This window comes from Psychrobacter luti (assembly GCF_014192115.1).
Classification (GTDB): Bacteria; Pseudomonadota; Gammaproteobacteria; order Pseudomonadales; family Moraxellaceae; genus Psychrobacter; species Psychrobacter luti.
In genome coordinates this window covers 70,117-93,938 of the sequence record NZ_JACHXL010000002.1, presented here as the reverse complement: position 1 = coordinate 93,938, position 23,822 = coordinate 70,117, and the positions used below count along the sequence as shown (strand labels likewise).

Annotated in this window: 16 protein-coding genes; 7 read left to right on the top strand and 9 right to left on the bottom strand. The window is 42.5% G+C overall.

The window, feature by feature from the left end; genetic code table 11:
• Positions 1-23: 23 nt before the first annotated feature.
• Complete coding sequence (locus FHS24_RS04765) at positions 24-1,001, top strand: zinc-binding dehydrogenase (RefSeq protein ID WP_183619309.1); 978 nt, start codon at positions 24-26, stop codon at positions 999-1,001.
• An 87-nt stretch (positions 1,002-1,088) separates the two neighbouring features.
• Complete coding sequence (locus tag FHS24_RS04760; protein ID WP_183619307.1) at positions 1,089-2,093, top strand: oxidoreductase; 1,005 nt, start codon at positions 1,089-1,091, stop codon at positions 2,091-2,093.
• A gap of 80 nt (positions 2,094-2,173) precedes the next feature.
• Here the strand turns inward: FHS24_RS04760 and FHS24_RS04755 are convergent, their stop codons facing one another.
• A complete protein-coding gene (locus FHS24_RS04755; RefSeq protein ID WP_183619305.1) occupies positions 2,174-3,388 on the bottom strand; it encodes an MrcB family domain-containing protein in 1,215 nt (404 codons plus the stop codon).
• A 139-nt stretch (positions 3,389-3,527) separates the two neighbouring features.
• On the bottom strand, positions 3,528-5,105 hold the full coding sequence (gene guaA, locus FHS24_RS04750) for a glutamine-hydrolyzing GMP synthase (RefSeq protein WP_227671695.1): 1,578 nt from the start codon (positions 5,103-5,105) through the stop codon (positions 3,528-3,530).
• 646 nt (positions 5,106-5,751) lie between these two features.
• Here guaA and FHS24_RS04745 point away from each other — a divergent pair.
• The 3 genes from FHS24_RS04745 to FHS24_RS04735 all read left to right on the top strand — a co-directional run bounded on the left by FHS24_RS04745 (position 5,752) and on the right by FHS24_RS04735 (position 10,856).
• Positions 5,752-7,500, top strand: a complete 1,749-nt coding sequence (locus tag FHS24_RS04745; protein WP_183619301.1) for an FAD-binding oxidoreductase — start codon at positions 5,752-5,754, stop codon at positions 7,498-7,500.
• An 80-nt stretch (positions 7,501-7,580) separates the two neighbouring features.
• Complete coding sequence (locus FHS24_RS04740; RefSeq protein ID WP_183619299.1) at positions 7,581-9,245, top strand: glycerol-3-phosphate dehydrogenase/oxidase; 1,665 nt, start codon at positions 7,581-7,583, stop codon at positions 9,243-9,245.
• A gap of 45 nt (positions 9,246-9,290) precedes the next feature.
• Positions 9,291-10,856 (top strand): FGGY-family carbohydrate kinase, encoded by a 1,566-nt coding sequence (locus tag FHS24_RS04735; protein ID WP_183619297.1) that lies wholly within the window; start codon positions 9,291-9,293, stop codon positions 10,854-10,856.
• On the opposite strand, the gene FHS24_RS04730 is transcribed toward FHS24_RS04735, so the two are convergent.
• From FHS24_RS04730 to FHS24_RS04720, 3 genes are all read right to left on the bottom strand, one after another.
• Positions 10,849-12,030, bottom strand: coding sequence for a MalY/PatB family protein (locus FHS24_RS04730; RefSeq protein ID WP_183619295.1), 1,182 nt, complete (start codon positions 12,028-12,030; stop codon positions 10,849-10,851). The genes FHS24_RS04735 and FHS24_RS04730 overlap by 8 nt on opposite strands.
• 365 nt (positions 12,031-12,395) lie before the next feature.
• Positions 12,396-14,183: an NACHT domain-containing protein gene (locus tag FHS24_RS04725; RefSeq protein WP_183619293.1), complete on the bottom strand. Its 1,788-nt coding sequence runs from the start codon at positions 14,181-14,183 to the stop codon at positions 12,396-12,398.
• A gap of 58 nt (positions 14,184-14,241) precedes the next feature.
• Positions 14,242-15,057, bottom strand: coding sequence for a crotonase/enoyl-CoA hydratase family protein (locus FHS24_RS04720; RefSeq protein WP_183619291.1), 816 nt, complete (start codon positions 15,055-15,057; stop codon positions 14,242-14,244).
• A 204-nt stretch (positions 15,058-15,261) separates the two neighbouring features.
• On the opposite strand from FHS24_RS04720, the gene FHS24_RS04715 reads away from it, so the two are divergent.
• On the top strand, positions 15,262-15,999 hold the full coding sequence (locus FHS24_RS04715; RefSeq protein WP_183619289.1) for a LysE family translocator: 738 nt from the start codon (positions 15,262-15,264) through the stop codon (positions 15,997-15,999).
• A 65-nt stretch (positions 16,000-16,064) separates the two neighbouring features.
• Positions 16,065-17,102: a 23S rRNA (adenine(1618)-N(6))-methyltransferase RlmF gene (gene rlmF / locus FHS24_RS04710; RefSeq protein ID WP_183619287.1), complete on the top strand. Its 1,038-nt coding sequence runs from the start codon at positions 16,065-16,067 to the stop codon at positions 17,100-17,102.
• A 109-nt stretch (positions 17,103-17,211) separates the two neighbouring features.
• Here rlmF and FHS24_RS04705 read toward each other — a convergent pair whose 3' ends face one another.
• The 4 genes from FHS24_RS04705 to dnaN all read right to left on the bottom strand — a co-directional run bounded on the left by FHS24_RS04705 (position 17,212) and on the right by dnaN (position 23,650).
• Positions 17,212-17,820, bottom strand: coding sequence for a manganese efflux pump MntP (locus tag FHS24_RS04705; protein ID WP_183619285.1), 609 nt, complete (start codon positions 17,818-17,820; stop codon positions 17,212-17,214).
• 140 nt (positions 17,821-17,960) lie between these two features.
• Positions 17,961-20,537, bottom strand: a complete 2,577-nt coding sequence (gyrB, locus tag FHS24_RS04700; protein ID WP_183620044.1) for a DNA topoisomerase (ATP-hydrolyzing) subunit B — start codon at positions 20,535-20,537, stop codon at positions 17,961-17,963.
• A 608-nt stretch (positions 20,538-21,145) separates the two neighbouring features.
• Positions 21,146-22,393 carry a DNA replication/repair protein RecF gene (recF, locus tag FHS24_RS04695; protein ID WP_183619283.1) on the bottom strand — a complete coding sequence of 416 codons (1,248 nt, stop codon included), beginning with the start codon at positions 22,391-22,393 and terminating at the stop codon, positions 21,146-21,148.
• 81 nt (positions 22,394-22,474) lie between these two features.
• Positions 22,475-23,650, bottom strand: coding sequence for a DNA polymerase III subunit beta (dnaN, locus tag FHS24_RS04690; protein ID WP_183619281.1), 1,176 nt, complete (start codon positions 23,648-23,650; stop codon positions 22,475-22,477).
• Positions 23,651-23,822 lie beyond the last annotated feature (172 nt).

Genomic DNA, 23,822 nt, shown 5'->3' with positions numbered 1-23,822 from the left:
AAAAATTAGAAAAAGGATTTATCATGCGTAGCGCAACTTATGACCATTTTGGCAAACCAACTGAAGTACTCAGCATCGGCGATCGCCCTACTCCAGAACCCAAAGCCAATGAAGTCCGCGTCAAAACTATCTTAGCCTCAATTCATAATCACGATCTACTAACCATTCGTGGTAAATATGGCTTTAAACCCGAAATGCCTGCCATCGGTGGTAGTGAGGCAGTCGGTATCATCGATGCTGTCGGTAGCGATGTTAAAAATTTGAAAGTTGGTCAACGTGTCGCAGCAGCCAGTGTGCAAGCGACTTGGGCAGAGTATTTCGTCGCTGTGGAAGATATGGTATTCCCGATGCCTGACAGCTTAGACGATGAAATGGCAGCACAGTTGATTGCCATGCCGCTTAGCGCTTTAATGCTACTTGAGTTCTTAGAATTACAGGCTGGTCAATGGGTTATCCAGAACGCCGCCAATGGCGCAGTCGGTAAATCACTTGCCATGCTAGCAGCAGCACGCGGTATAAAAACTATTAACGTAGTACGCAGTAGCGATGCCGTAGCAGAGCTAGAAGCTATCGGTGTGAAGAACAATATCAATACCGAAGATAGTGACTGGAAAGAGCAAGTAAAAGCTATCATTGGCGATGACAAAATCACCGCAGCGGTTGACTCGGTCGGCGGTGAAGACAGTGGTGCTTTACTATCATTACTCGGTCATGGCGGGACATTTGCGGTATTTGGTGCGATGTCAGGTAAGCCAATGATGCTCAATCCAACGGATATGATTTTTAAGCAAGCCATACTAAAAGGCTTTTGGGGCAGTAAGCTTAGCCAAGAGATGAGCGTTGAGAATAAACAGCGTTTGGTTGATGAGTTAATTGATCGTGCCGTCAGTGGTCAGTTAAAACTGCCAACGGAAGCGACGTTTGATTTGGCTGATATCTTAAAAGCGGTTGATGGAAAACTGCAGTCAGAAAAAAGCGGTAAGGTGCTGTTAAAGCCTTAAGGCTCATTTTATATTTTAAGGTTTTAAGCATTTTTCTCTACTCGCAAATGCATATTTATATAAAGAAATCCAATTAGGAGCAGCCTTATGTCTGACGACACAACGTTTAAAGCCTTGGTAGTCGAAGAAACTAGCGACGGTGAATTTAAAAAAAGCATTCAACAGCGCAATATCATTGACTTGCCTGAGAATGACTTGTTAATCGAAGTACATTATTCATCGTTAAATTTCAAAGATGCGATGTCAGCATCGGGCAATAAAAGAATCACCAAGCAATACCCACATACGCCTGGTATCGATGCAGCTGGCGTCGTGGTCAGCGATAAGTCTGGCACTTTTAAAGCAGGGCAAGAGGTCGTGGTATTCGGTTATGACTTGGGCATGGATACCGATGGCGGTCTCAGTCAAATGATCTCTATCCCAGCGGATTGGGCGGTCGAATGTCCGTCTTCATTGACGCTAAAAGAAGCGATGATTTATGGTACTGGCGGCTTAACGGCAGCCTTAAGTATTCAAAAATTAGAAAAAATGGGCGCAAAACCAAGTGACGGACCAGTAGCCGTCACTGGTGCAACGGGCGGTGTCGGTAGTATCAGTATCGCGATTTTGAGTCAGCTTGGCTATGACGTCATCGCCTTCTCCGGTAAGCCTGAGCAAAGCGATTATCTAAAAGAGTTAGGTGCAAGTGAAGTCCGTCATCGCGATACCATCAATGAGGTTGGAGATAAACCTGTTGGGCGCGAGCTGTGGGCAAATGCCATTGATACCATCGGTGGTAATTATTTAGCAAACTTGCTCAAACAAACCAAAGCGGGTGGCGCAGTTACCTCTTGTGGATTGGCGGGTGGCGCTGAGTTTTCGATGACGGTCATGCCTTTTATCACTCGCGCGGTGTCCCTACTCGGTATCGATTCGGTCTATATTCCACTAGCGGATAAAAAGGCTATTTGGCAGCGCGTGGCTACAGATATGAAGTTGCCCAATCTTGAAAGCTATGGAGAAGAGATTACCCTTGAGCAAACGCCTGAGTATTTAGATCGCTTTATGGCGAGTAAAACGGTTGGGCGTTATGTGGTGAATGTGCGGGGTTAGGTTTTTTGCTTAGAGGATAGGTTTTATAAGTAAAGGCAGTGTTCCTTTTGGGATGCTGCCTTTACTCTTTTCTAATTGGATTATTTAGAACATAACAGTCCTTCTACTATATAGTTTTGCGGCTTAAGGCTTAACATATTAGTTAAGTCACCGTGAAGAATATAGAATTTAGCTTGATTTGCTTGTATGTCAAAATCATACACTCTGTATAGATAATAATTACTAGCTTCCTTTTTTGAAAATTCGAGCTCGTTATCTGTAAGATAAAATGGAGTATCACTATTGAGTTTAGTTGTTTTAACTTCAATATACTTTTCATTACCATCTAAATCAAACGATAATATGTCGTATCCAGCTCCGTCACCTTCTTCATCTGAAACATGCTTAACTTTTTTTATTAAGTTAGATTTACCCGCTCTTTCTAAAAAGTCCTTCTCATATTTTAGGACAATTAACTCGCCCGCATAACCTAGTTTTTTCTGACTTTTAGCCTGTTTTATAAAATCAATCTTTTTAGGGGTAAAGCTTCTTGATTTTTGCTCTTCTGCTGCAAAAGATATAGGAACTGAATTCAACTTAAGCTTAGATTCATTATAGTTTTCAATAGAACTCTCAATTCCGTATGAATCGTCTTCTGTTTTTTCTACATCCAATAAACCCATATTAGAATTTACTATTAAATAATCATTAGTTTTCTCAACAGAACCTTGCTTCAACTTTCCTTTAACCTCTCTATAAACTCCTATTAAGTTCTGTAGATCCCACCCTAACTCTTCACTACTTGGCATATCTTCAACGGAATAAAACTTACCACATATATGACCAAGTTCGTAGCCTTCCACAAGACTATTCATCTTACCTTCATTTTTTAAATTTATTTTCTCATATGAGAAATCATTCAAAGTTGATGAAAGTTCATTTTTCCATACATTTGATACTTGGGTTATCTTTTCTCTCCCTAACTTAGTTTTATATCTATTTTTGAAATAAGTCCAACCCTGATTTAGGGATAGATAGACTCCGCTCATATCTGCACGAAATAAATAAACTATATAATAACCTTCTGTAGCCGACTGAGTAATTGATTTATCAAAAACTGCAATCCATGGCACATCTGCCCACTGTCCTTGCCCTACTGATCCTTTTACTTTATATTTCTCACTATCTATAGATATAGCATTCGCTAAAACATCTGCAGATTGCTGTCTCACATATACTGCAAGCTCATGATCTGTAAGATTACTTAACTTAGCAAGTTTATAATTCTCTAAAATATTTAATAATAATTTTTGCATTCTAATATCCTTAATGTCTATCCGATAAAATCATAATAGATTTTATTTGAATAATAGTTTCTAGGTCATTTAGACGTCATAAAAAAGCACCCAACCAAGTTGAGTGCTTTTTTATTTCAGCTAAAGACTAAATGAGTAATTACTCCCACTCAATCGTAGCCGGTGGCTTGCTAGATACATCATAAGTCACACGTGATACTTCAGCGATTTCATTCATAATGCGATTCGATACCGTTTCAATCAAATCATACGGCAGATGCGCAAAGCGCGCAGTCATAAAGTCCACAGTCTCAACGGCACGTAGCGCAATCACCCACGCATAGCGGCGACCATCACCAACCACACCGACCGATTTAATCGGTTGGAATACCGCAAATGCTTGCGCGGTCTTCTCATACCAGCCTGAACGCTCTAACTCTTCCATAAAGATAGCGTCAGCAGAGCGCAAGATATCAGCAAATTCTTTGGTGACTTCGCCAAGGATTCGCACGCCCAAACCCGGTCCTGGGAACGGATGACGGTTGATCATCTTAGCAGGTAGACCAAGGGTAATACCCAATTTACGCACTTCATCTTTAAACAAATCACGTAACGGCTCAACCAACTCAAACGCCAAATCATCTGGCAAACCGCCAACGTTATGGTGGCTCTTGATGACGTGGGCTTTACCTTGGTGCGACTTAGCAGATTCAATCACGTCTGGATAAATCGTACCTTGTGCTAAGAATTCGATGACTTTACCATCGCTTTGCTCACTGACTTCACGCGCACTATTAGCGAATACATCGATAAAGGTTTTACCGATGATTTTACGCTTGGCTTCAGGGTCAGACTCGCCAGCCAATGCCGTTAAGAATAACTCTTCAGCATCAACACGGATGACTTTTACACCCATGTTTTCAGCGAAAATTTGCATTACTTGGTCGCCTTCGTGCAGACGCAAGAGACCAGTATCAACAAACACGCAGGTTAATTGGTCGCCGATGGCTTTATGCAACAATGCCGCGACGACTGAGCTGTCAACACCGCCTGATAAACCAAGTAATACTTGCTTGTCACCGATCTGCTTTTTAAGCTGTTCGATACGCATATCGATGATGTTATCAGGCGTCCAGCTACCCGCGCAGCCACAGATTTCATGAACGAAACGTCCTAGCAGTGCAGAACCTTGCGCGGTATGTGTGACTTCTGGATGGAACTGAAGACCATAATAGTGACGCGAATCATCTGCCATGATGGCAATCGGGCAGCTTGGGGTGCTGGCGACGATATCGAAACCTTGTGGGGCGTCGACCACTTTATCGCCATGACTCATCCAAACATTTAGCTTCGCTGCGGCGTCTTCGATACCATCAGTCAATGTAGATTTGCCATCGATATTGATGGTTGCGGCGCCAAATTCATGGATATCACTGGCGTGAACTTTACCACCGAAACGTTCTGCCATCGCTTGCATACCGTAGCAGATACCAAGTACGGGTACATCTAAATCAAATACGGCATCATTAATGCGCGGGCTGTTTTCAGCATGGACGCTCTCAGGACCACCAGATAAGATGATGCCTTTTGCACCAAAATCGGTGATACGCTGAGTATCGATGTCAAACGGGAACATCTCACAGAATACGCCTGAATCACGTACACGGCGGGCGATAAGCTGGCTGTATTGTGAACCAAAATCAAGGATTAAGATACGGTCTGCTTTTATTATAGGCATAGTAGGTATTGCAGGAGTGGCAGCGGCAGTGGTCATAAATCGATGTCCATCAAGAAAAAATTAGTGCCCTATTTTAACAAGTTTGCGCGCATTAATGGCTATTAGATGGTTAATTATCCATGATTTTTGCGAGTTATTAGGATTTATGGGTGATTATTGATAGTTATTAGCGGATATTCAGGATTATTTGAACACTAGGAAGGTAAGCGTATAACTTAAGCAGCTTCACAAGACTTTTTTTAACGCATGACTATACAGTGATAAGAATAATATTCCTGAAAGAGCATTGATAATTAACACCCAAACAAAAAGTCATGAATTTTTATTATACAAATGACGAGTCTGTATGAAATTTTTGTTTATATTGTGCTATGCTCGGATTATCAGCACTTGGCTTTAACGCTGTAGAGTGTGCATGGTTTACCCAAGCTAACGATCAGCGGTTAAGCAGTGGTTAATTAAATTGGTCCTAATTATTTAGACCAGATCTAAATCCAAACTTAAATAACAGTGATAGTCGGTTCAAGATAATTTGGACACATGGAAGACGAGTAATATTACTACAGGATAGTAGACTGCGCGCCTGAACCTGTGTTCAATTTATATAGAGTTTGACTATATATATAAAATTGACAGGTATGTCCCTATGAGCAACATCAAATCTCTTTTTCGTAAAAAAGCTATCTCTACTAATACTGATAATATTTCTTTAGACACGGCTTCAAAAGATAACGACCCCACCAATACACCTGCTAATACATCCGCCAACACTCCTATTGAGCAAACGCGCTGGAATGGTTGGGGCAATATCAATATCAATAAAAAAGTTTCGCCACATGGCGCAAAACTGATCAAATCACATATCGGTAAAACCAAAAAACTAAACTCTGTCAGTTTGGCGCAGGTACTCAAAACCGTACCAAAATCGCGCTTGCCTGCTGCCCTGACTAAGCTAGATACAGTATCCATCGATAACGAGGTCAGACTCAGACACGCCCGTGGCCAAAGCTTTCCGGACTGGATAGCCATGCATGGTGGCGACTTTGAAGTCTTTCCTGATGGCGTCGCTTTTCCTGAATCGACCGCTGATGTCGAAACCTTATTAAAGCTAGCGAGCGAGCACGACCTTATCGTCATTCCTTTTGGCGGTGGCACTTCAGTAGCGGGTCATATCAATCCACAAAAGGGTTCACGCCCCGTATTGACCATCGCCATGAGCAAGATGGCTCAGCTTATTGATTTAGATGTTGAGAGCCAAATTGCCACCTTTGGCGCAGGCACACAAGGGCCAGCGGTCGAAGCCCAGCTGGACGCACACGGCTATCGTTTGGGACATTACCCTCAGTCTTGGGAGCTATCGACACTGGGTGGCTGGATTGCAGCGCGCTCTAGTGGTCAGCAGTCTTTAGGCTACGGGCGTATCGAGCAGATGTTTGCCGGTGGTACGTTGGTGACGCCGCAAGGAGTACTCAATATTGCTGATATTCCAGCGTCAGCGGCAGGGCCTGATCTGCGCGAGATGATGATGGGCACTGAAGGTCGCGCTGGTATTTTTACCGAAGTGAAAATGCGTGTGCAGTCGCAACCAGAAGAAGAGCTGTTTAAAGTAGCCTTTTTACCCAACTGGGAAGCGGGTAAAGAAGTGCTTAGACAAGCCGTGCAAAAAAATATTCGCTTATCTATGCTGCGCTTGAGTAATGCTGTCGAGACTGACGCGCATCTACATTTGGGTACGACGCCCAGCCAGTTTATGGCCATCAGCACTTATCTAAAAGCGCGCGGACTCAGCTCAGATAAAGTCATGCTCACTTATGGTGTATCAGGTGATAAAGCACAGAATAAACTGGCGCTGACGCAGTTTAATAAGCTATTAAAGCAGCAAAATAGTGTCACAGGTAAGCTAACCGATATCATGGGTAATATATGGGCACATGGACGCTTTAAATTTCCTTATCTTCGTGGCACTTTGTGGGAAAAAGGCATCATGGTCGATACCTTTGAGACTGCAACCAACTGGAATCGTATCGATGAGCAAATGCAGCAGATGCAAGAAGCGGTGCAAAACGCTTTGGCAGACGAAGGCGAAAACGTCATGGCCTTTACTCATATCTCACACGTCTATAAACAAGGTGCCAGTCTTTATACCACTTACTTCTTTAGAGCAGCCAAAGACCACACCACGACCTTAAAGCGCTGGCAAAAAATCAAACATGCTGCCAGTTTAAGTCTGGCTAATGGCACAGCGACGATATCGCATCAGCATGGCGTCGGTCGTGACCATGCACCTTACCTTGCTGCCGAAAAGGGTGAGCTAGGCATCCAAGTGACCCATGATATGCTCAAAAGCTTGGACCCTGAGCAGCGTATGAATCCAGGCGTTTTAATCAAAAATTAAGAGGCTGCCGTAGCCCTGCAATATGGCTTAATGTTGTTGAGTCATTGATTAATTTGAGTGTAATTTGAGACGGATATTTTATGAACCAAGCCAATCAACATCAGCAATGCCAGCAACGCACGCAAGCATTAGCGCCACTATCTCGCGCTGAGCCATGGGATATGCTCATCATCGGTGGCGGGATTACTGGCGCTGGTATTGCTCGCGAAGCGGCAAGGCGCGGCTTAGCAGTGTTATTAATTGAGCAAAAAGACTTTGCTTGGGGCACATCAAGCCGCTCAAGTAAAATGGTACATGGCGGGCTGCGCTATATTGCCTCAGGTGACTATAAAACCACTTTACTGAGCGTCCGTGAGCGCGAGCGGATGCTTAGCGAAGCAAGTGGTCTCGTCAACGAGATGCATTACGTCATGCCGCATTATAAAGGCAAGTTTCCACCGCCATGGATATTCAATACATTGCTACGCGTCTACGATGGGTTGGCGGGTAAGCGCTACTCTAAGTACTTTAAGAAAGATGCCTTTCTTAGCCTTAACCCTCATATTAAACAAGATAAGTTTTTGGGTGCCAGTCAGTTTAGTGATGCAGTGACCGATGACTCACGTTTGGTGATGCGGGTATTAGACGAAGCCATTCATGATGGCGCGCATGCGATTAACTACCTTAAAGCTCAGTCTTTAATCACCAATGAGCAAGGCTTGGTGACGGGTGCTACTCTAAAAGACACTTCTTCTGAAGACAACGGTCATAATTACGATGTCTATGCAAAGGTGGTAGTAAGTGCTACGGGTGCTTGGGCGGATACCTTACGGATGCAAGCAAGCAAACAAACAGAACAAAGCTTTCATAAGCAAATTCGTCCGTCACGCGGCAGTCATTTGGTAGTCAGTCAAGAGCGCCTACCGCTCAATCAAGCTTATACCTTTTTACATCCTGTCGATAAAAGAGCCGTCTTTGTCTTTCCGTGGGAAAACCGTACTGTCCTCGGAACAACCGATTTGGATCATCCGCCATTAGATGATAACGAAGTCGGTATCACTAATGAAGAGGTGGATTATCTATTGGCAGCGACCAATAATCTCTTTAATGATGTAGACATTAGTCGCAAGGATGTCATCAGCTCATGGGCAGGCGTGCGTCCACTGATTTCTGATGGCGGTGATGGTAAGCGCGTCAGCCCGAGTAAAGAAAAGCGTGATCATAGCGTCTGGTTGGATAATAATCTGGTTACCGTCAGCGGTGGCAAGTTAACCACCTTTCGCCTCATTGCCCTTGATGTCCTCAAAAAGTGTCAAGAAGTGCTTGCCCTTGATGAGTCAGTTATTCAAAACAACAACCTAGACAGCGACCAAGTCTTTAGCAACCAAATCCCAACCAATCCTAAGTTTGCGACTTTATCAAAAACTTTACAACAGCGCTTACAAGGGTTTTACGGTCTACAGCTCGATAGGTTACTTGAACTCGCCCATGAAGAAGACTTAGCTTACGTCACCGATAGCAATACCATTTGGGCGGAGATTCGCTTTGCTGCGCACTACGAGCAGGTGATTCACTTAGATGACTTATTACTGCGGCGTACGCGCTTGGGCTTGATACTGCCGCATGGCGCAATGACGCCGTTGATTAGCGATAGGCTTAAACAAATATGCCAGCAAGAGCTGGGCTGGAATGAGCAAAAATGGCAACGAGAAGTTGACCGTTATACACAATTATGGCAAAGCTATTATCATTTGCCAGCGGCTTAAAGCTTATTTTTATTAATGCTTATCACAACATAGTTAAGGATGACTATGACCACCTTTGATGACCCTATTTATTTTTTAGCCATCGACAATGGCACCCAAAGCGTCAGAGCGCTTATCTTTGATCAGTTTGGCGCTGAGATCGCCAAAGCTCGCGTCCCTATCGAGCCGTATTTTTCGACGCAGCCTAATTTTGCTGAGCAACATGCCGATTACTATTGGCAAAAGCTTTCTGAGGCTTGCCAGCAGTTGTGGCAAAATTGCGATATAACGCCAGCGCAAATTGCTGGCGTCAGTCTCGCCACCCAGCGCTATACCATGATATGTCTGGACAAGGACAAACAGCCGCTACGTCCTGCTATCGTCTGGATGGATTTGCGCCGCGCTGAAACCAATGATATCGGCTTCTTAAATCCGCTCACCAAAATCATCGGCCTAGGTGAGTTGGTACAAGAAGCGCAGCAAAAAGCCCGCTGTAATTGGCTCGCGCAAAACGAGCCTGAGGTTTGGGCAAAGACGGCGCATTATGTCAATCTCTCTGCCTATCTCACCTATCAGCTCACAGGTGAACTCGCCGATTCGACAGGGCATTCGGTTGGCTATCTGCCCTATGACTATAAAGCACAAGCGTGGATGAAACCCAACAATATCAAGTGGCGTCTATTCAGCTGCCGACCTGAACAAATGCCTAAGATTGTTCCGCCAGGTCAGCCACTCGGTCATATCAGCGCCCAAGCTGCCAAAGCTACTGGTATTCTTGAAGGCACGCCAATGATTGCCGCTGCTAGTGATAAAGCTTGCGAAGCTTTGGGTTCAGCAGGCCTCGCAGCAGACACCGCCTGTTTAAGCTTTGGTACTACCGCGACTATCAATACCACATCGAGCAATTATGTCGAAATCCTTAAGCATATGCCCGCCTACACTGCCGCCGCACCAGATTACTACAATCATGAGTACATGATCTATCGCGGCTTTTGGATGGTCAGCTGGTTTAAAGAACAATTTGCTCAATATGAAGAGCATCTAGCAAAAACGCAGGGCATTGATACCGAAAAACTCCTCGATCAAGCGGTGAAAGACATTCCAGCAGGTTGTATGGGACTAATGATGCAGCCATATTGGTCACCCGGTGTCCGTCATCCGGGGCTTGAAGGCAAAGGCGCACTCATTGGTTTTGGCGATGTGCACACACGGGCACACGTTTATCGCGCTATCTTAGAAGGGCTTGCCTATGAGCTAAAACTTGGTTTTGATACCATTGAGAAGCGCACAGGCAAACCCATTAAACACCTGCGTGTCTCAGGTGGTGGCTCCCAAAGCGACTCAGCCATGCAGCTTACCGCCGATATCTTCAGTATGCCTGCTTATCGCCCGCACACTTACGAAGCTTCAGGCTTAGGCGCTGCCATTAACTGTGCGGTGGGACTTGGCGTTTATCCTGATCACGCGACTGCAAGTGAGGCAATGACCCATTTGGGCGATGAGTTCTTACCCATTGACGCCAATGTCCAGCTCTACAAACGCCTTTATAATGAGGTGTATCTAAAAATGTATGAGCGCCTCAAACCTTTATATCAAAGTATTCAAGATATTACCGGTTATCCTGCTAAATGACATTACTGTTTAAGACTTCGCTATTTAAGGCTTTATGCATACGACTTAAGCCCTCTAACAGCAGCGCTTTAGGGCACGCCACATTAAGGCGCATTTTAAGACGCCCTTCATTACCGTACTTAATCCCTGCACTCAGCTCAACCTTAGCGGCTCTCAACTTGTCATAAAGCGTTTGATCGTCTTGTGCATATGCCGAGCAATCAAGCCAAATCAAATACGAAGCTTCTGGGCGCATCACCTTAATTTTAGGCAGATGCTCTTCTAAAAACTGCAGGGTTACTTCAATATTGGCTTCGATATAAGTCAGCACCTGCTCTAACCACTCGTCACCTTGCTCATAAGCACTACGCATCGCCGTATAAGCAAATAAATTTAGCTCATGCTCATCACTTAAACGTTGCTGCTGGTTAATTTTACTCAGTAATGCGCTGTCTTTAGCAAATATCATCGAACCTTTGATACCAGCAATATTAAAGGTTTTGGTCATCGAGGTTAGGCTGACTACTTTGTGCTCATAGCCTGTTGCTAGGGTTAAAAAAGGCGTAAATGTATATCCACTCAAGGTTAAATCTTGATGAATCTCATCACTCACAATTGCCACATCGTGCTTTTTACAGATTAAAAACAACGCTTCAAGCTCATCAGTTGTCCATACACGTCCGCCCGGATTATGCGGATTACAGAACAAATAAAGCTTAACTTTATGCTCGATAATTTTGGCTTCGATATCAGCTAAATCCAGGATATACTTCCCTTCGGCTTCCTTTAATGCAGAGGTGACAAACTTACGATCATTGTCCAAAACCTTGGTCATAAAAGGCGTATAAATAGGATCATTGATGAGTACCGCATCCCCTGCCTCGGTAAATACTTTCATCATCAATACCAAACTTGGCACGACGCCCGGAGAAAAAAGAATATTCTGCTGATCGAGCCACAAGTCATAACGACTACCATGCCAGTCGATAATCGCTTGATACAACGGCTCGGTCGGCACGGTGTAACCCAATATGCCATGCTGCGCTACTTGCTCAATCACCGCTAAAATAGGCTGCGCGGTTTTAAAATCCATATCCGCGACCCATAGCGGAATCGTGTCATCGCTATAATGCCATTTAAACGATCCCGTGTGACGTCTGTCTATTATTTCATCAAAGTTGTACAACACTGGCATTTCCTTTCATTAGAAAAAAAATAATGTTTTAGGGTACAACATGAATGGCGTCATCGCCAATCGCTTTATAGCGTTTGCGTAGATGCGCTCTGAGATTAACGCTAGAAGATTAGTGCTGTGAAATACTAGAAAGGAGGTTTAGCGGTTTGATTAGAGTTGAGTGTGTGAGTAGCCAATCCTGCCATCCGCTATTATCTGCTTATCTAGGCGTGGCGAGGCTATTTAAGCAGGATAATCCTAAGAAACTCTTATTTAAGAGAATTTCACTTGCAAGCCTAAAATTGCAGTGCAATTTTTTTACGGCTCTCATGTCAGGGCTAAAACTTGTATTCGTAGCAATCTCTACAGAACAACTAAGGTTATATCTAATCAAAAATAAAATTTTCAATATCATCTAGAGAATCGTTTCTATTAGTCAGAATTAAGCTCTTAATATATTCAATTAACTCAAAACTCCACTCTCCATAACGCGAACTACCCATACGACAAACTAAATTTTTCTCAAAATCGTTCAACTCTTCAAGCATTATAGCTTGCTTATCATTTAAGACTAATTCAAAAAAATCTGTTTCTTCATAAGTAAAATCATGAGAGTGATATTTATTATTCAAATGAATAATTTGACTATGGCAATCATATTTTTTGATTAAATAGTACAGAAAATTAGAGTTTTCATTGTGTGTGAACCCTATTTCCTTTTTTCCTCTGTCTTCGATCTCTTCAATTCGATTAAAGAACACTGATATTAACGTTATTTTACGATCTATAGTTGTAATATCCACCGGCTTTAATTCTAAAATTTTATTAATCTTTGGAAGTATCCACTTGTCTTCGATTATGCTTTTATTCATAGAGAACGCCATATCGACAACATTATCTGAATAATATCGTTCACATACACGTTCAAAAACCTGTTCTTTAACTGCATGATTTACTATGTAATATGCAGTGAAATATTCTTGAAATGAACGATGAGTAAAGCAATAATTTAAGCCGTCTCTCATTAATAAAGGCACATTATTTAATAGCTCTAACTTTAGGTCCTTCTCCATAACCTCAGATTTTGAATGTATTAAGCACTTTTTCAAAAATGTATGGGTTTCATCTTCTGTCATCTCAAACATCTGTTTACTGTATGTAAATAAACTAAATAGAGCGAATATATCTCTTAACTCATACATATCTAGATTGGTTGAACTCTTTCTTAGAAAGCCCTGTTTCGATACGTCATGCTTATTAAATAGTGCATGATAAGCAAGATCATAAAATATATAGACTCTGTCAGGTATATCGCCAAACTGCTCATATGTCACTAACATAATTGTGAGCAACAAAGGATTACTAGAAAAACTTTTATGCTTACTAAAAAGTGTAGTCTCTAAAGCTAATATAAATCTCGCTCTTACCTCACTATCGTAATCTAACTTCTTTATTACATCTATTGCTTGAGGTAAGATCAGAGGCTGAATATGAGCGACGTTATATAGCGACCAATCAGAGAATAGATTATATTCTGGTCTTGATGAAACTAGGATGATAAGGTTTGGATACTTATCTGCTAAGTTATTAATCTCTTTCGTGAACCTATCTTTTAGATCATGGTTCACTTCGTCAAAACCATCTAGAAATACTATTGTCCCTTCTCTATCAAGTAAGTAGTTCAAATTATCTTTATTAAATTTTTCGTTATATATCGCTATATCTGTCCTGAGCGTTTCGAAAATAGAATCATTAGTCTCATTTACTTTTCTAAGTTCTAGGAATAGAGGTAGTAGATTATTCTTGTTTTTTATTATACTTATAAACATACTTTTTAAAAGACAGGACTTTCCTGAACCTGCTGTGGCACTCACGACCACTTTCTTATGTTGTAGAAGCAACTCAAAGAAACTTTCCTGCGAGTAAAGCTTACTGCCCAATGAGATATATTGTGCAACATAAATTTCATCCAGATCAACAACTTGTGAAGAAAAGAACGCCATTTTGACTTTAGAAAGATTTACTAGCTTAGCTTTTAGATAGTCATTTAAAGCAAAATTATATTTAGTAGCAAACTTTTGATAATCTTTGTCAAAAAAATTAGTAATAAATTGACTAGTATCTATAACGAGATCTTTAATTTCTTTGACGCTTCCTGTAGTTTCCATACCCATAATAATCAACTTATCCAATTTTATTTTCATTACCAAAAGCTGGCTATATTTTACCTTACTACCTCCCCTTAAACTCAGCCTCACGTCTCTCAACCATCGCCATCGCGCCCTCTTTGGCATCTTCTGAATGAAACAAATGCGGCAGATAGCCATGAATATTGGCGAGTGCCGCTTTTGCGCCATTACGACTGGAATCATGCGCTGAGGATAGCAATCCTTGTACGCCAAGCGGTGCAGCTTTGCAAATCTCTTGGGCGATGGTTAGCGCACGCTCGTACTCTTCGCCATTTGTTACGACTTCACTGACCAGATTTAGCTTGTCAGCTGTTTGCGCATCAAAGTTTTTACCAGTCAATAGATACGGCATGGCTTTTTGCCAACCAGCGGCAGCGATAAAGCGTACTGTCGCGCCACCAAACGGCATGATACCGCGCTGAACTTCCATTTGTGCAAAGTTGCAGTTGTCACTTGCGATAACCACATCACTATTGAGCATCAGCTCAATTCCAGCGGTGAAGCACGTGCCTTGTACTGCGACGACGACTGGCTTACTGCGTAATTTTCCACCGATTCCCCACGGATCGATTTCGTTGACAGCAAACTCAAACGCGCCTTTGTCCCATTTATCTTGTAGCTCCATCAAATCAAGCCCTGCGGTAAAGTGCTCACCATGGGCAAATATCAGCGCACAGCGAATATTGGTGTCATTTTCATATTGAGTGAGTGCTTTAGAGAGTTGCTTAATCATATGACTATCAAACGCATTGCGTTTATCGGCGCGATTGAGTCCGATCAGGCAGATGTAATCTTGGATATCATAGGTGATGCGAGTGTCATTTCCAGCATCTTTGCTATTGTGGCTTTCCATAGTCATGGTCTTATCCTTTTTAAAGCATTCATTTATAGAGTACAAATTACACTAAATTGATGTTACTACAGCCAATAAACCTTCCTTTCAATATAGACATACGTTCAGTGCAACGCAAGCAACATATCAGCGGCAACATCAATATCAGTTGACCTCATTTACGGTAATGTGCAACTATTATCCAACTCAAGACATGACTCAGAGCATTTTATGGAATTTTGGCACGGTTTTTTGCTTATCACCAGCGTCCATCTACTCGCTGCCGCCTCCCCGGGTCCTGATTTTGTATTGGTGTCGCAGCAAACCTTAGCAAAAGGACGACGCACAGGTTTGATTTGTAGTCTTGGTATTACTTTAGGTCTTGCCGTACACATCATTTATTCTGTACTAGGACTGGCAACGCTCATTGCCCATTCGCAGCCATTATTGACTGCTATTAAATGGTTGGGTGGCAGTTATCTTATTTATCTAGGATGGCAAGGTATTCAAGCCAAACCTAAAAAGCCATTAGACTCAGCAATTTCAGAAAGTGCAACAGATTCAAGCGTCGATATTTCACAAGACGCACTTACCAAGCAAGCGACGTCTACCAATGATGACGAGCTTTCTGATAAAGCCATCTCGACCAAAAGACCGCCTACCGATACAGAGTCGACCACTGCTATCCTGCGTCGTGGCTTTTTTTGTAATGTGTTTAACCCAAAAGCTCCCGTATATTTCGTCGCAATATTTACCCTTGTCCTATCACCCGATATACCGCTGTGGCAACTGGCTATTTATGGCGTATGGATGATGGTCTTGCAGATGGCATGGTTTAGTACCGTGGTCATGTTGCTCTCTATCCCTGCCATTCATCGTCGCTTTCAGCGTTTTGAACATTGGATCGACCGCGTATTGGGTACAGCGATGATAATATTGGGATTAAATCTGATTTTACGTAGTCGATAAGACGCTAGTGACTCGTTAAATCTGCTAAAATGGTGCATTATATTCAAACATCAAAGCCCGATACTATGACCAGTAAGCCTATGAACCATCGCTCGACCGCCAACAATCACAGAAACAGATCGCCTGAAACTGCCAAAAAATTAGGGCAGCTACATCCGCGCAATCCGCATCAAGGTCGCTATGACTTTGAAGTATTGACCCGTGCCTTACCTGAGCTTGCTAAGCACACTATTACCAATCCTAAAGGCGAGTCGACGATTAATTTCTCGGACAGTGCAGCCGTGCGCGTCCTTAATCAGGCGTTACTGGCTCATTATTATGGCGTGAAATTTTGGGATATCCCGGAAGGTTATCTCTGCCCACCGATTCCGGGACGTGCCGATTACATTCACTATATTGCCGATTTGCTCGCGCAAACGACGCATGTTAATAAAGACAATACGCCGCCAACTGGTAAAGAAATCCATGCCCTTGATATCGGTACTGGTGCCAGTGCTATTTATCCCATTGTTGGTAGCCAAAGTTATGGCTGGCGCTTTACGGCTTCAGATATTGACCCTATTTCAGTTAATACCGCTGCGCTGATTTGTGAAACCAACCCCAAACTCAAGAGCGCGGTTAAAGTAAAGCTACAACCTGAGCCTAAGCGCATTTTTGCTAATATCATTGGTCGCCAAGATTACTTTGATGTGGTGGTTTGCAACCCGCCATTCCATGCCTCATTAGAAGAAGCAATGGAAGCCAATAGCCGTAAACAGCATAATCTGCAACGACATCGTGGTAAGAATGAAAACGAACAAGTCAGCCGTAGCTCAACCAAGTCAGGCAATGCCGCACAAAACCTAAACTTTGGTGGTCAGCATAAAGAGTTGTGGTCTGAGGGTGGTGAGATTGCCTTCTTAACCAAGATGGCAAAAGAGAGTCAAGATTTCGCTGAGCATGTTGGCTGGTTCACAAGTTTAGTGTCAAAATCAGAAAACGTGAAACCATTGCAATTGCTATTAAAACAACTTGGTGTTGCCCAGATGCGCATCATTGAGATGAGCCAAGGTCAAAAAAGCACGCGTATATTGGCATGGCGTTTTGATACTGATGAAGAGTAGATAATAGTTACCGTTATAAATAATCATGGTTTCACGTGAAACAAAAAAAACACCGCTTTGATAAACAAAGCGGTGTTTTTTTATAGAGTAAAAGATAGAAGTTAATAAATTAGCTGAAAAACATTACTTTTAGGCCAATCATTATAAGAACCAGCCCACCAAGCGCTTCCGCCTTATCCTCAAGATGCGTACCTGATTTTTTACCCAAGTAAATACCAAAGATACTAAAAACAGCGGTGATAATAGCGATGATTAAACAAGCTAACCATGCATTAAGCGCCAGTAAGTTTAAAGTAAAGCCTGCTGCCATTGCGTCAATACTAGTCGCAATCGCGAGGGTAAACATGGTGCGATGATTAATATTTTTCTTTATACTATTATTTATAGAAACTGCCTCACTATTTATATGCAGCGCCTTATCTACAGCCTTTTTCTCATCTCCTAAAAACACTTCATAAAGCATTTTGCTACCAAGACCGATAAGGATAAATCCGCCAATCCAAGGTGCAGCAGCAGCTAACCAGCCTAATAAAGCGGCGCCCAATAAATAACCAATCAGTGGCATCACGCCCTGCGCAATACCAAAATACAAACCCGCATAAATCGCCAAACGCAGCACATAATGACGATGCTGTTTTTGTGATTTCGCCCCTAGCCCAATCGCAACAGCAAACGCATCCATCGCAAGAGCAATGGCAAGCAATACAACTTCTATCATTTTATTATTCGCTTCTTTTTGCTTATTGTCATAAGTTTCACGTGAAACAACTCTAACAGTAAAAAACCACCGCCTTGATTGCCAAGACGGTGGTTTTTATTAATCAATTAATAGTCATTAAGCAACTTTTCACAGCCAGTTTAGATATCTAGATTAGATACTGTCAACGCATTCTCTTCGATGAAAATACGACGTGGCTCGACATGATCACCCATTAAGCAGGTAAACATATGGTCAGCAGCAATCGCATCTTCAATTGTGACGCGTAGCATACGACGGTTTTCAGGATCCATCGTAGTATCCCATAGCTGATCAGCATTCATCTCACCCAGCCCTTTATAGCGCTGAATCGCCAAACCACGACGCGCATCAAGCATCATTTGCTGCCATAGGTAATCAAAGTCGCGTACTGGGATATCTTTAGTCGTACCTGCGGTGGCTTCACGGCGGATAAAGGCATCTTCTGCAAGTAATGTATTCCATTCAGCTGATAAGCGCAGCAGCTTAGTATACTCGCCTGAATTGATAAAGCTGGCATCTAGCAGATAATTATGGGCTAATTGATGTACATAAACGGTGATACGTGGCAACCATTGGGCTTTAGCGGATGCTGCTTCACCGTCAATATCTGACGCGACGCTCTGTTCAGGCTCGATAACAGGTTTCATACCCAATAAATCAGCAGCCGCAGCATCCATATTTTTTGGTTGCGGCGCATGGATATTGACCAGTTCAATCTCAGGATTTAAATCACTGCCGAAGTGCTCAAGCTGCGTTTGTAACGATGCTTTCCACGCTTCCATCGCCGACTTATCATAGGTCATATCGGTGCTAAGCTTTGGCGTATGGGTCAACGCATCCAATAACACCGCAGGATAACGAATCTGCAAACGCGCTTTAATAAGCTGAGTTTGGTTATAATCGTTTAACAACGTCTCTAACGCCTGACCAGTAATGGCAGGCGCATCGGCACTGATATGCAGCTTGGTATTATCAATCGTTGAAGACAATAAATACGCTTTTAAAGCTTCATCATCTTTTAGATACAGCTCTTGACGACCTTTTTTCACCTTATAAAGTGGTGGTTGAGCGATATAAATATAACCACGCTCAATCAACTCAGGCGTTTGACGGAAGAAGAAGGTCAATAATAGCGTACGAATGTGTGATCCATCAACGTCCGCATCGGTCATAATGATAATTTTATGGTAGCGTACTTTATCAGGATTATATTCATCCGGACCAATGCCGCAACCAAGCGCCGTAATCAAGTTACCCACTTCAGCAGATGATAACATTTTGTCAAAACGGGCACGCTCAACGTTAAGAATTTTACCTTTTAACGGCAAAATTGCTTGGGTTTTACGGCTACGACCTTGCTTTGCTGAACCACCTGCAGAGTCACCTTCCACAATATAAAGCTCTGACAATGCGGGATCTTTTTCTTGACAATCTGCCAATTTACCCGGTAAACCTGCGATATCTAAGGTGGTTTTGCGACGGGTCATTTCACGGGCTTTACGCGCCGCATCACGGGCACGGGCGGCATCGATAATCTTACTGGCAATAGCTTTACCAGTACTTGGATTTTCTAATAAATAATCGTTAAATTTATCATGCATCGCTGATTCAACAGCAGATTTCACTTCGCTTGAGACCAGCTTATCTTTAGTCTGACTTGAAAACTTAGGATCTGGCACTTTCACAGAGACAATCGCCGTCAAGCCTTCACGCGCATCATCGCCAGTGGCGACGACTTTTTCTTTTTTAAATAAGTTTTCACGGTCCATATAGCTGTTTAGGCCACGCGTCAATGCTGAGCGGAAACCAGATAAATGCGTGCCACCATCGCGCTGCGGGATGTTATTGGTAAAGCACAATACTTTTTCGTTATACGTATCTGTCCACTGCAGCGCCACTTCGACACTGATGCCATCATCTTGCTCACTGACAAAATGAAAGACATCATTAATGCCATCTTTACCAGCGTTGATATAGCTAACAAATTCTGACAAGCCGCCTTTATGTTCAAACTCATGACGCTTATCGATACGCTCATCAGTTAAGACAATGCGTACACCCGAGTTTAAGAAAGACAGTTCACGCAAGCGTTTGGCTAAAATGTCGTACTCAAAGATAGTACCGGTAAACACATCGTTACTTGGGTAAAAGCGAATTTGTGTACCGGTTTGATCCGTCGCTTCCATCTGCTGGATATCACCGTCTGGTACGCCGTCGTTATAAGTTTGATGATAATGATAGCCTTCACGCCAAATATTCATCTCAAGCTTTTTGGATAAGGCGTTAACAACAGAAACACCGACGCCATGTAGGCCGCCTGATACTTTATAGCTGTTGTCATCGAATTTACCACCCGCATGCAGGACGGTCATAATAACCTGTGCTGCCGACACCCCTTCTTCTGGATGGATATCCACAGGGACACCGCGACCGTTATCCATGACACTGACAGACTCATCTTCATGGATAATGATGTCAATTTGGTCACAATGACCGGCCAACGCCTCATCAATCGAGTTATCCACCACCTCAAAGACCATGTGGTGCAAGCCAGTACCATCGTCGGTATCACCGATATACATACCAGGACGTACGCGCACCGCTTCTAGTCCACGCAATACACGAATATCTTTGGAGCTATAATCAGAGGGCAATCCTTCAGGGGCGGCAATAGTATCTAGAGCGTTATCTGGCATCAGTTGCTCGTGGTCGGTAGGTAATGAATCACTCATGTGCATTCCTTAATCTAGCCATCATCAGCTATTTGTCATCAGCTCACCACGACGGCAACACTGAATGACGTTATCTTAGATTTAACGTTTAGGGTTAAAATATTTAGTTATAGTATTCGCTAAAACGTTATCAGATGTCATCTAAAGGCGTATAAAACCGTGTTAAAAAAGCAGTTCTAAACATAGCCTGTTTTTCAATAACCAGTTTTAATATCCGCTTCTACTTTTTTTAATCAACATGAAAGTAGAGTAGAATTAAGCTTATGTTTATCAAACACTTAGATGCTTATAAGCGTTAAAAAAACCTTAAACAATACTGATAAAAATTTGTAAGATAACTTGCTGAGAATAGGACAAAAATAAAGCTCTATTTTAGCATTTTTTCGTCGCTAAGTCACTGTTTACTGACAGTTTTATCGATATTGAGCAAGTATTTCGGGATGGTCATTACTTTACTAAAAATATAAGTAGATTAATGATAATTGAGGGGGAATATAAGTAATATGCGCTAAGAATTAAGCGCAAATTCAGCTGATATTAGTAATTGAAAATGAATTTTTATAAATTGTTGTTTATAAAAGTGTCACACTTCCTTGTTTCACATGAAACATCTTAGGATCTGACCAATATCGATGCACCAACGGTAAAATTCCATCAGTCAAACTGGTCATAAATACCTGACATGGCAGCTGCGCTAACGTCGACAATAAAATATCTATCGCCCTATCATCTAGCTCTGCTGTAATATCATCGAGCAGCACCACTGGCGTGGCTCTTGATTTGGTATGCCGGTTGGGTACATCACTATTACCGTCTTTTCCTATAGCAAATGTGGTCTTTTCGTCATTAAGCAATAACGGCAACTGTGATAAACGTAAGGCGGTGATCAAAAGCTTTTTCTCACCCCGAGACAATACATTGGCCGCTTGTTCTTTTAAAATTGGCAACTTGGTATTGAGGTCTGTGTTTGATGCGGGATTCGAATTAACGTCCTTTACATCGTCATTTGTCGTTTGTGCTACATCACTAGAGCGCCAATGCACATGAATATCAGCGCGGTGGTTACCGATGCGAGTATAACCCAGTTGCAAATCTTGCTCTAAGCGCTCGTTAAGCTGCACCTCAAGCGCCATACTGGTGTCATAGCCGGCATTATAGCTCAGGCTTAATTTCTCAGCGTAAGCAGGCAATAATTGCGCAATACTCTCAGCAAAATAAGGCTGCCATTCTGTAAAGATACGCTCACGATAATGATGAATAAGCGCAGCATGATTACTAAGTCCTTTATCCCATGATTTTAGCTCAGCAAGCTGAACTTGCGTCAGATGGCGACTCTTTTTTAGCAAACTATTGCGCTGTTTTAGTAGGCGTTGATAAGCTACCCACTGTGGATGAAACCCTTGTTTCATGTGAAACACTAACCAATCTAGTAGCTGCCGGCGACTCGCACTACCCTGCTCTAACATATCCATTGTCGATGGATCTATCAGTAGCGTGGGTAGCTGTTCAGTTAAGATACTTTGGTTATAAACCGTGGTTTGATTCAGACGTAGAACCGTCGTCGCATTGGCTTGCTTTTGGATAGCTAAGGTACTGCTATCATTGAGCCTAGCATGCACCGTTGCTGCATTTTGATGGTGTTGAATATAGCGTTTAGGCTGATGATGACGAAAACTCTTACCTCTTGAAAGCAAAAATATCGCTTCAAGTAAGGAAGTTTTACCACTACCATTTGCGCCAATAATGACGTTGCAAGCAGCCGACTGCAGATTCACTTGGGTTAGATTACGCAGGTGCGAGATTTGTAGACGTTCAATCATAACAGTGACAGCCGCCTATATTACCGCCTAATAATTATTAGGCAAAAGTTTATTTAAAAATAATTTTATAATAGAATCGTACTATATGCGCATTGGCATAATGACATACTGATGGAAGTCATCATTGAGCTGATTGACCAGTACAGAGGCATTTGATTGGCTCATATGCATTTGCAAATCACCTTGAATCACGCCTAAGACGTCTTGCAGATACGCAGCATTAAAAGACAGCTCCATCGGCTCGCCTTGATATTTTGCTTGTATCATCTCAACTGCTTCGTCTTGCTCAGCGTTATTGGCGCGTACTTCTACCATACCATCACTGGCAAAGTTAAATACCACGCCGCGAGACTTCTCATTACTCAAAATCGCGACACGGCGCAGCACATCGGTCATTTTTTCTTGATTAAACAGAGCAAGTTTGTCTGTATTGCTAGGCATAACACGGCGATAATCAGGGAATTTTCCATCGATAAGACGCGCAGTAAACGTCACCATTAAGTTATCACTCACCTGCCCTGTACTATCCATATCACCAAACGGCAAGCTTACTTGCAAGAATTCACGACCAAAGCTTAGTGTGACTGCATTGTCTTTATCACCCAGCATCTTGCCAAGCTCAGAAGCTAAGCGCTCAAGCTCAATCACAGCTTTACGCGGTAAAATCGCCTGCATATTTAAATCAGCACTAACGTCAATAACGCTACGCGCTAACGCCAATCTATGACCGTCGGTTGCTACCGTAGTCAGTTGCTGCTGTGAAACATCAAACAACATGCCGGTTAGATAATAACGGACATCTTGAATCGCCATCGCAAACTGGGTTTTGTGAATTAAGTCGGTCAAACGGCTACGACTGATGGTTAAAGGTGTAATATTTTCAGGATTACCAAGACTTGGATAATCCTCGCTAGGTAATGTCCCTAAAGTGAAACGACTTTTGCCGCTGGTTAACAAGCAACGCTCATTTTCTTGAGTGCTAAGATTGACTTGCGCTTGCGACGGCAGTGATTTACAAATATCTTTCAGTTTGGTCGCAGGTAACGTCGTTGTGCCGGCTTCCACACAGGCACCGGCAGGCAATTTCAACGTCGACGTCAGCTCTACTTCTAAATCAGATGCGGTCAAAATCAGCGCTGACTCAGACAACTGTAGCTTAATATTACCCAAGATAACCATATTATGGCGCTTATCAGCAGCCTTGGCGATCAAGTTAATAGCTTTTAGTAACGACTCTCGATTAATCGATAATTGCATGCTTAGTTACTCTTGTTTATTAGTTGCTCTTATTAAAAGAATTTTTTATATGGTTTTAAATTATATAATTTTAAAATAATGGCTTAATAATACCCTGTCTACTAACGATAATCCATATAGCTTGTGTCTACTGACAATCTAATTATTATAAACCATGACGACTCATAACAAC

What these genes read in the sequence shown, in the direction of transcription:
- guaA (WP_227671695.1), bottom strand. Translation starts at nt 5,105, where the DNA reads ATGCCTATAATAAAAGCAGACCGTATCTTAATCCTTGATTTTGGTTCA.
- dnaN (WP_183619281.1), bottom strand. Translation starts at nt 23,650, where the DNA reads ATGCAATTATCGATTAATCGAGAGTCGTTACTAAAAGCTATTAACTTG.
- FHS24_RS04735 (WP_183619297.1), top strand. Translation starts at nt 9,291, where the DNA reads ATGACCACCTTTGATGACCCTATTTATTTTTTAGCCATCGACAATGGC.
- FHS24_RS04715 (WP_183619289.1), top strand. Translation starts at nt 15,262, where the DNA reads ATGGAATTTTGGCACGGTTTTTTGCTTATCACCAGCGTCCATCTACTC.
- FHS24_RS04720 (WP_183619291.1), bottom strand. Translation starts at nt 15,057, where the DNA reads ATGACTATGGAAAGCCACAATAGCAAAGATGCTGGAAATGACACTCGC.
- FHS24_RS04760 (WP_183619307.1), top strand. Translation starts at nt 1,089, where the DNA reads ATGTCTGACGACACAACGTTTAAAGCCTTGGTAGTCGAAGAAACTAGC.
- FHS24_RS04765 (WP_183619309.1), top strand. Translation starts at nt 24, where the DNA reads ATGCGTAGCGCAACTTATGACCATTTTGGCAAACCAACTGAAGTACTC.
- recF (WP_183619283.1), bottom strand. Translation starts at nt 22,393, where the DNA reads ATGATTGAACGTCTACAAATCTCGCACCTGCGTAATCTAACCCAAGTG.
- FHS24_RS04740 (WP_183619299.1), top strand. Translation starts at nt 7,581, where the DNA reads ATGAACCAAGCCAATCAACATCAGCAATGCCAGCAACGCACGCAAGCA.
- gyrB (WP_183620044.1), bottom strand. Translation starts at nt 20,537, where the DNA reads ATGCCAGATAACGCTCTAGATACTATTGCCGCCCCTGAAGGATTGCCC.
- FHS24_RS04725 (WP_183619293.1), bottom strand. Translation starts at nt 14,183, where the DNA reads ATGGGTATGGAAACTACAGGAAGCGTCAAAGAAATTAAAGATCTCGTT.
- FHS24_RS04730 (WP_183619295.1), bottom strand. Translation starts at nt 12,030, where the DNA reads ATGCCAGTGTTGTACAACTTTGATGAAATAATAGACAGACGTCACACG.
- FHS24_RS04745 (WP_183619301.1), top strand. Translation starts at nt 5,752, where the DNA reads ATGAGCAACATCAAATCTCTTTTTCGTAAAAAAGCTATCTCTACTAAT.
- FHS24_RS04705 (WP_183619285.1), bottom strand. Translation starts at nt 17,820, where the DNA reads ATGATAGAAGTTGTATTGCTTGCCATTGCTCTTGCGATGGATGCGTTT.
- rlmF (WP_183619287.1), top strand. Translation starts at nt 16,065, where the DNA reads ATGACCAGTAAGCCTATGAACCATCGCTCGACCGCCAACAATCACAGA.
- FHS24_RS04755 (WP_183619305.1), bottom strand. Translation starts at nt 3,388, where the DNA reads ATGCAAAAATTATTATTAAATATTTTAGAGAATTATAAACTTGCTAAG.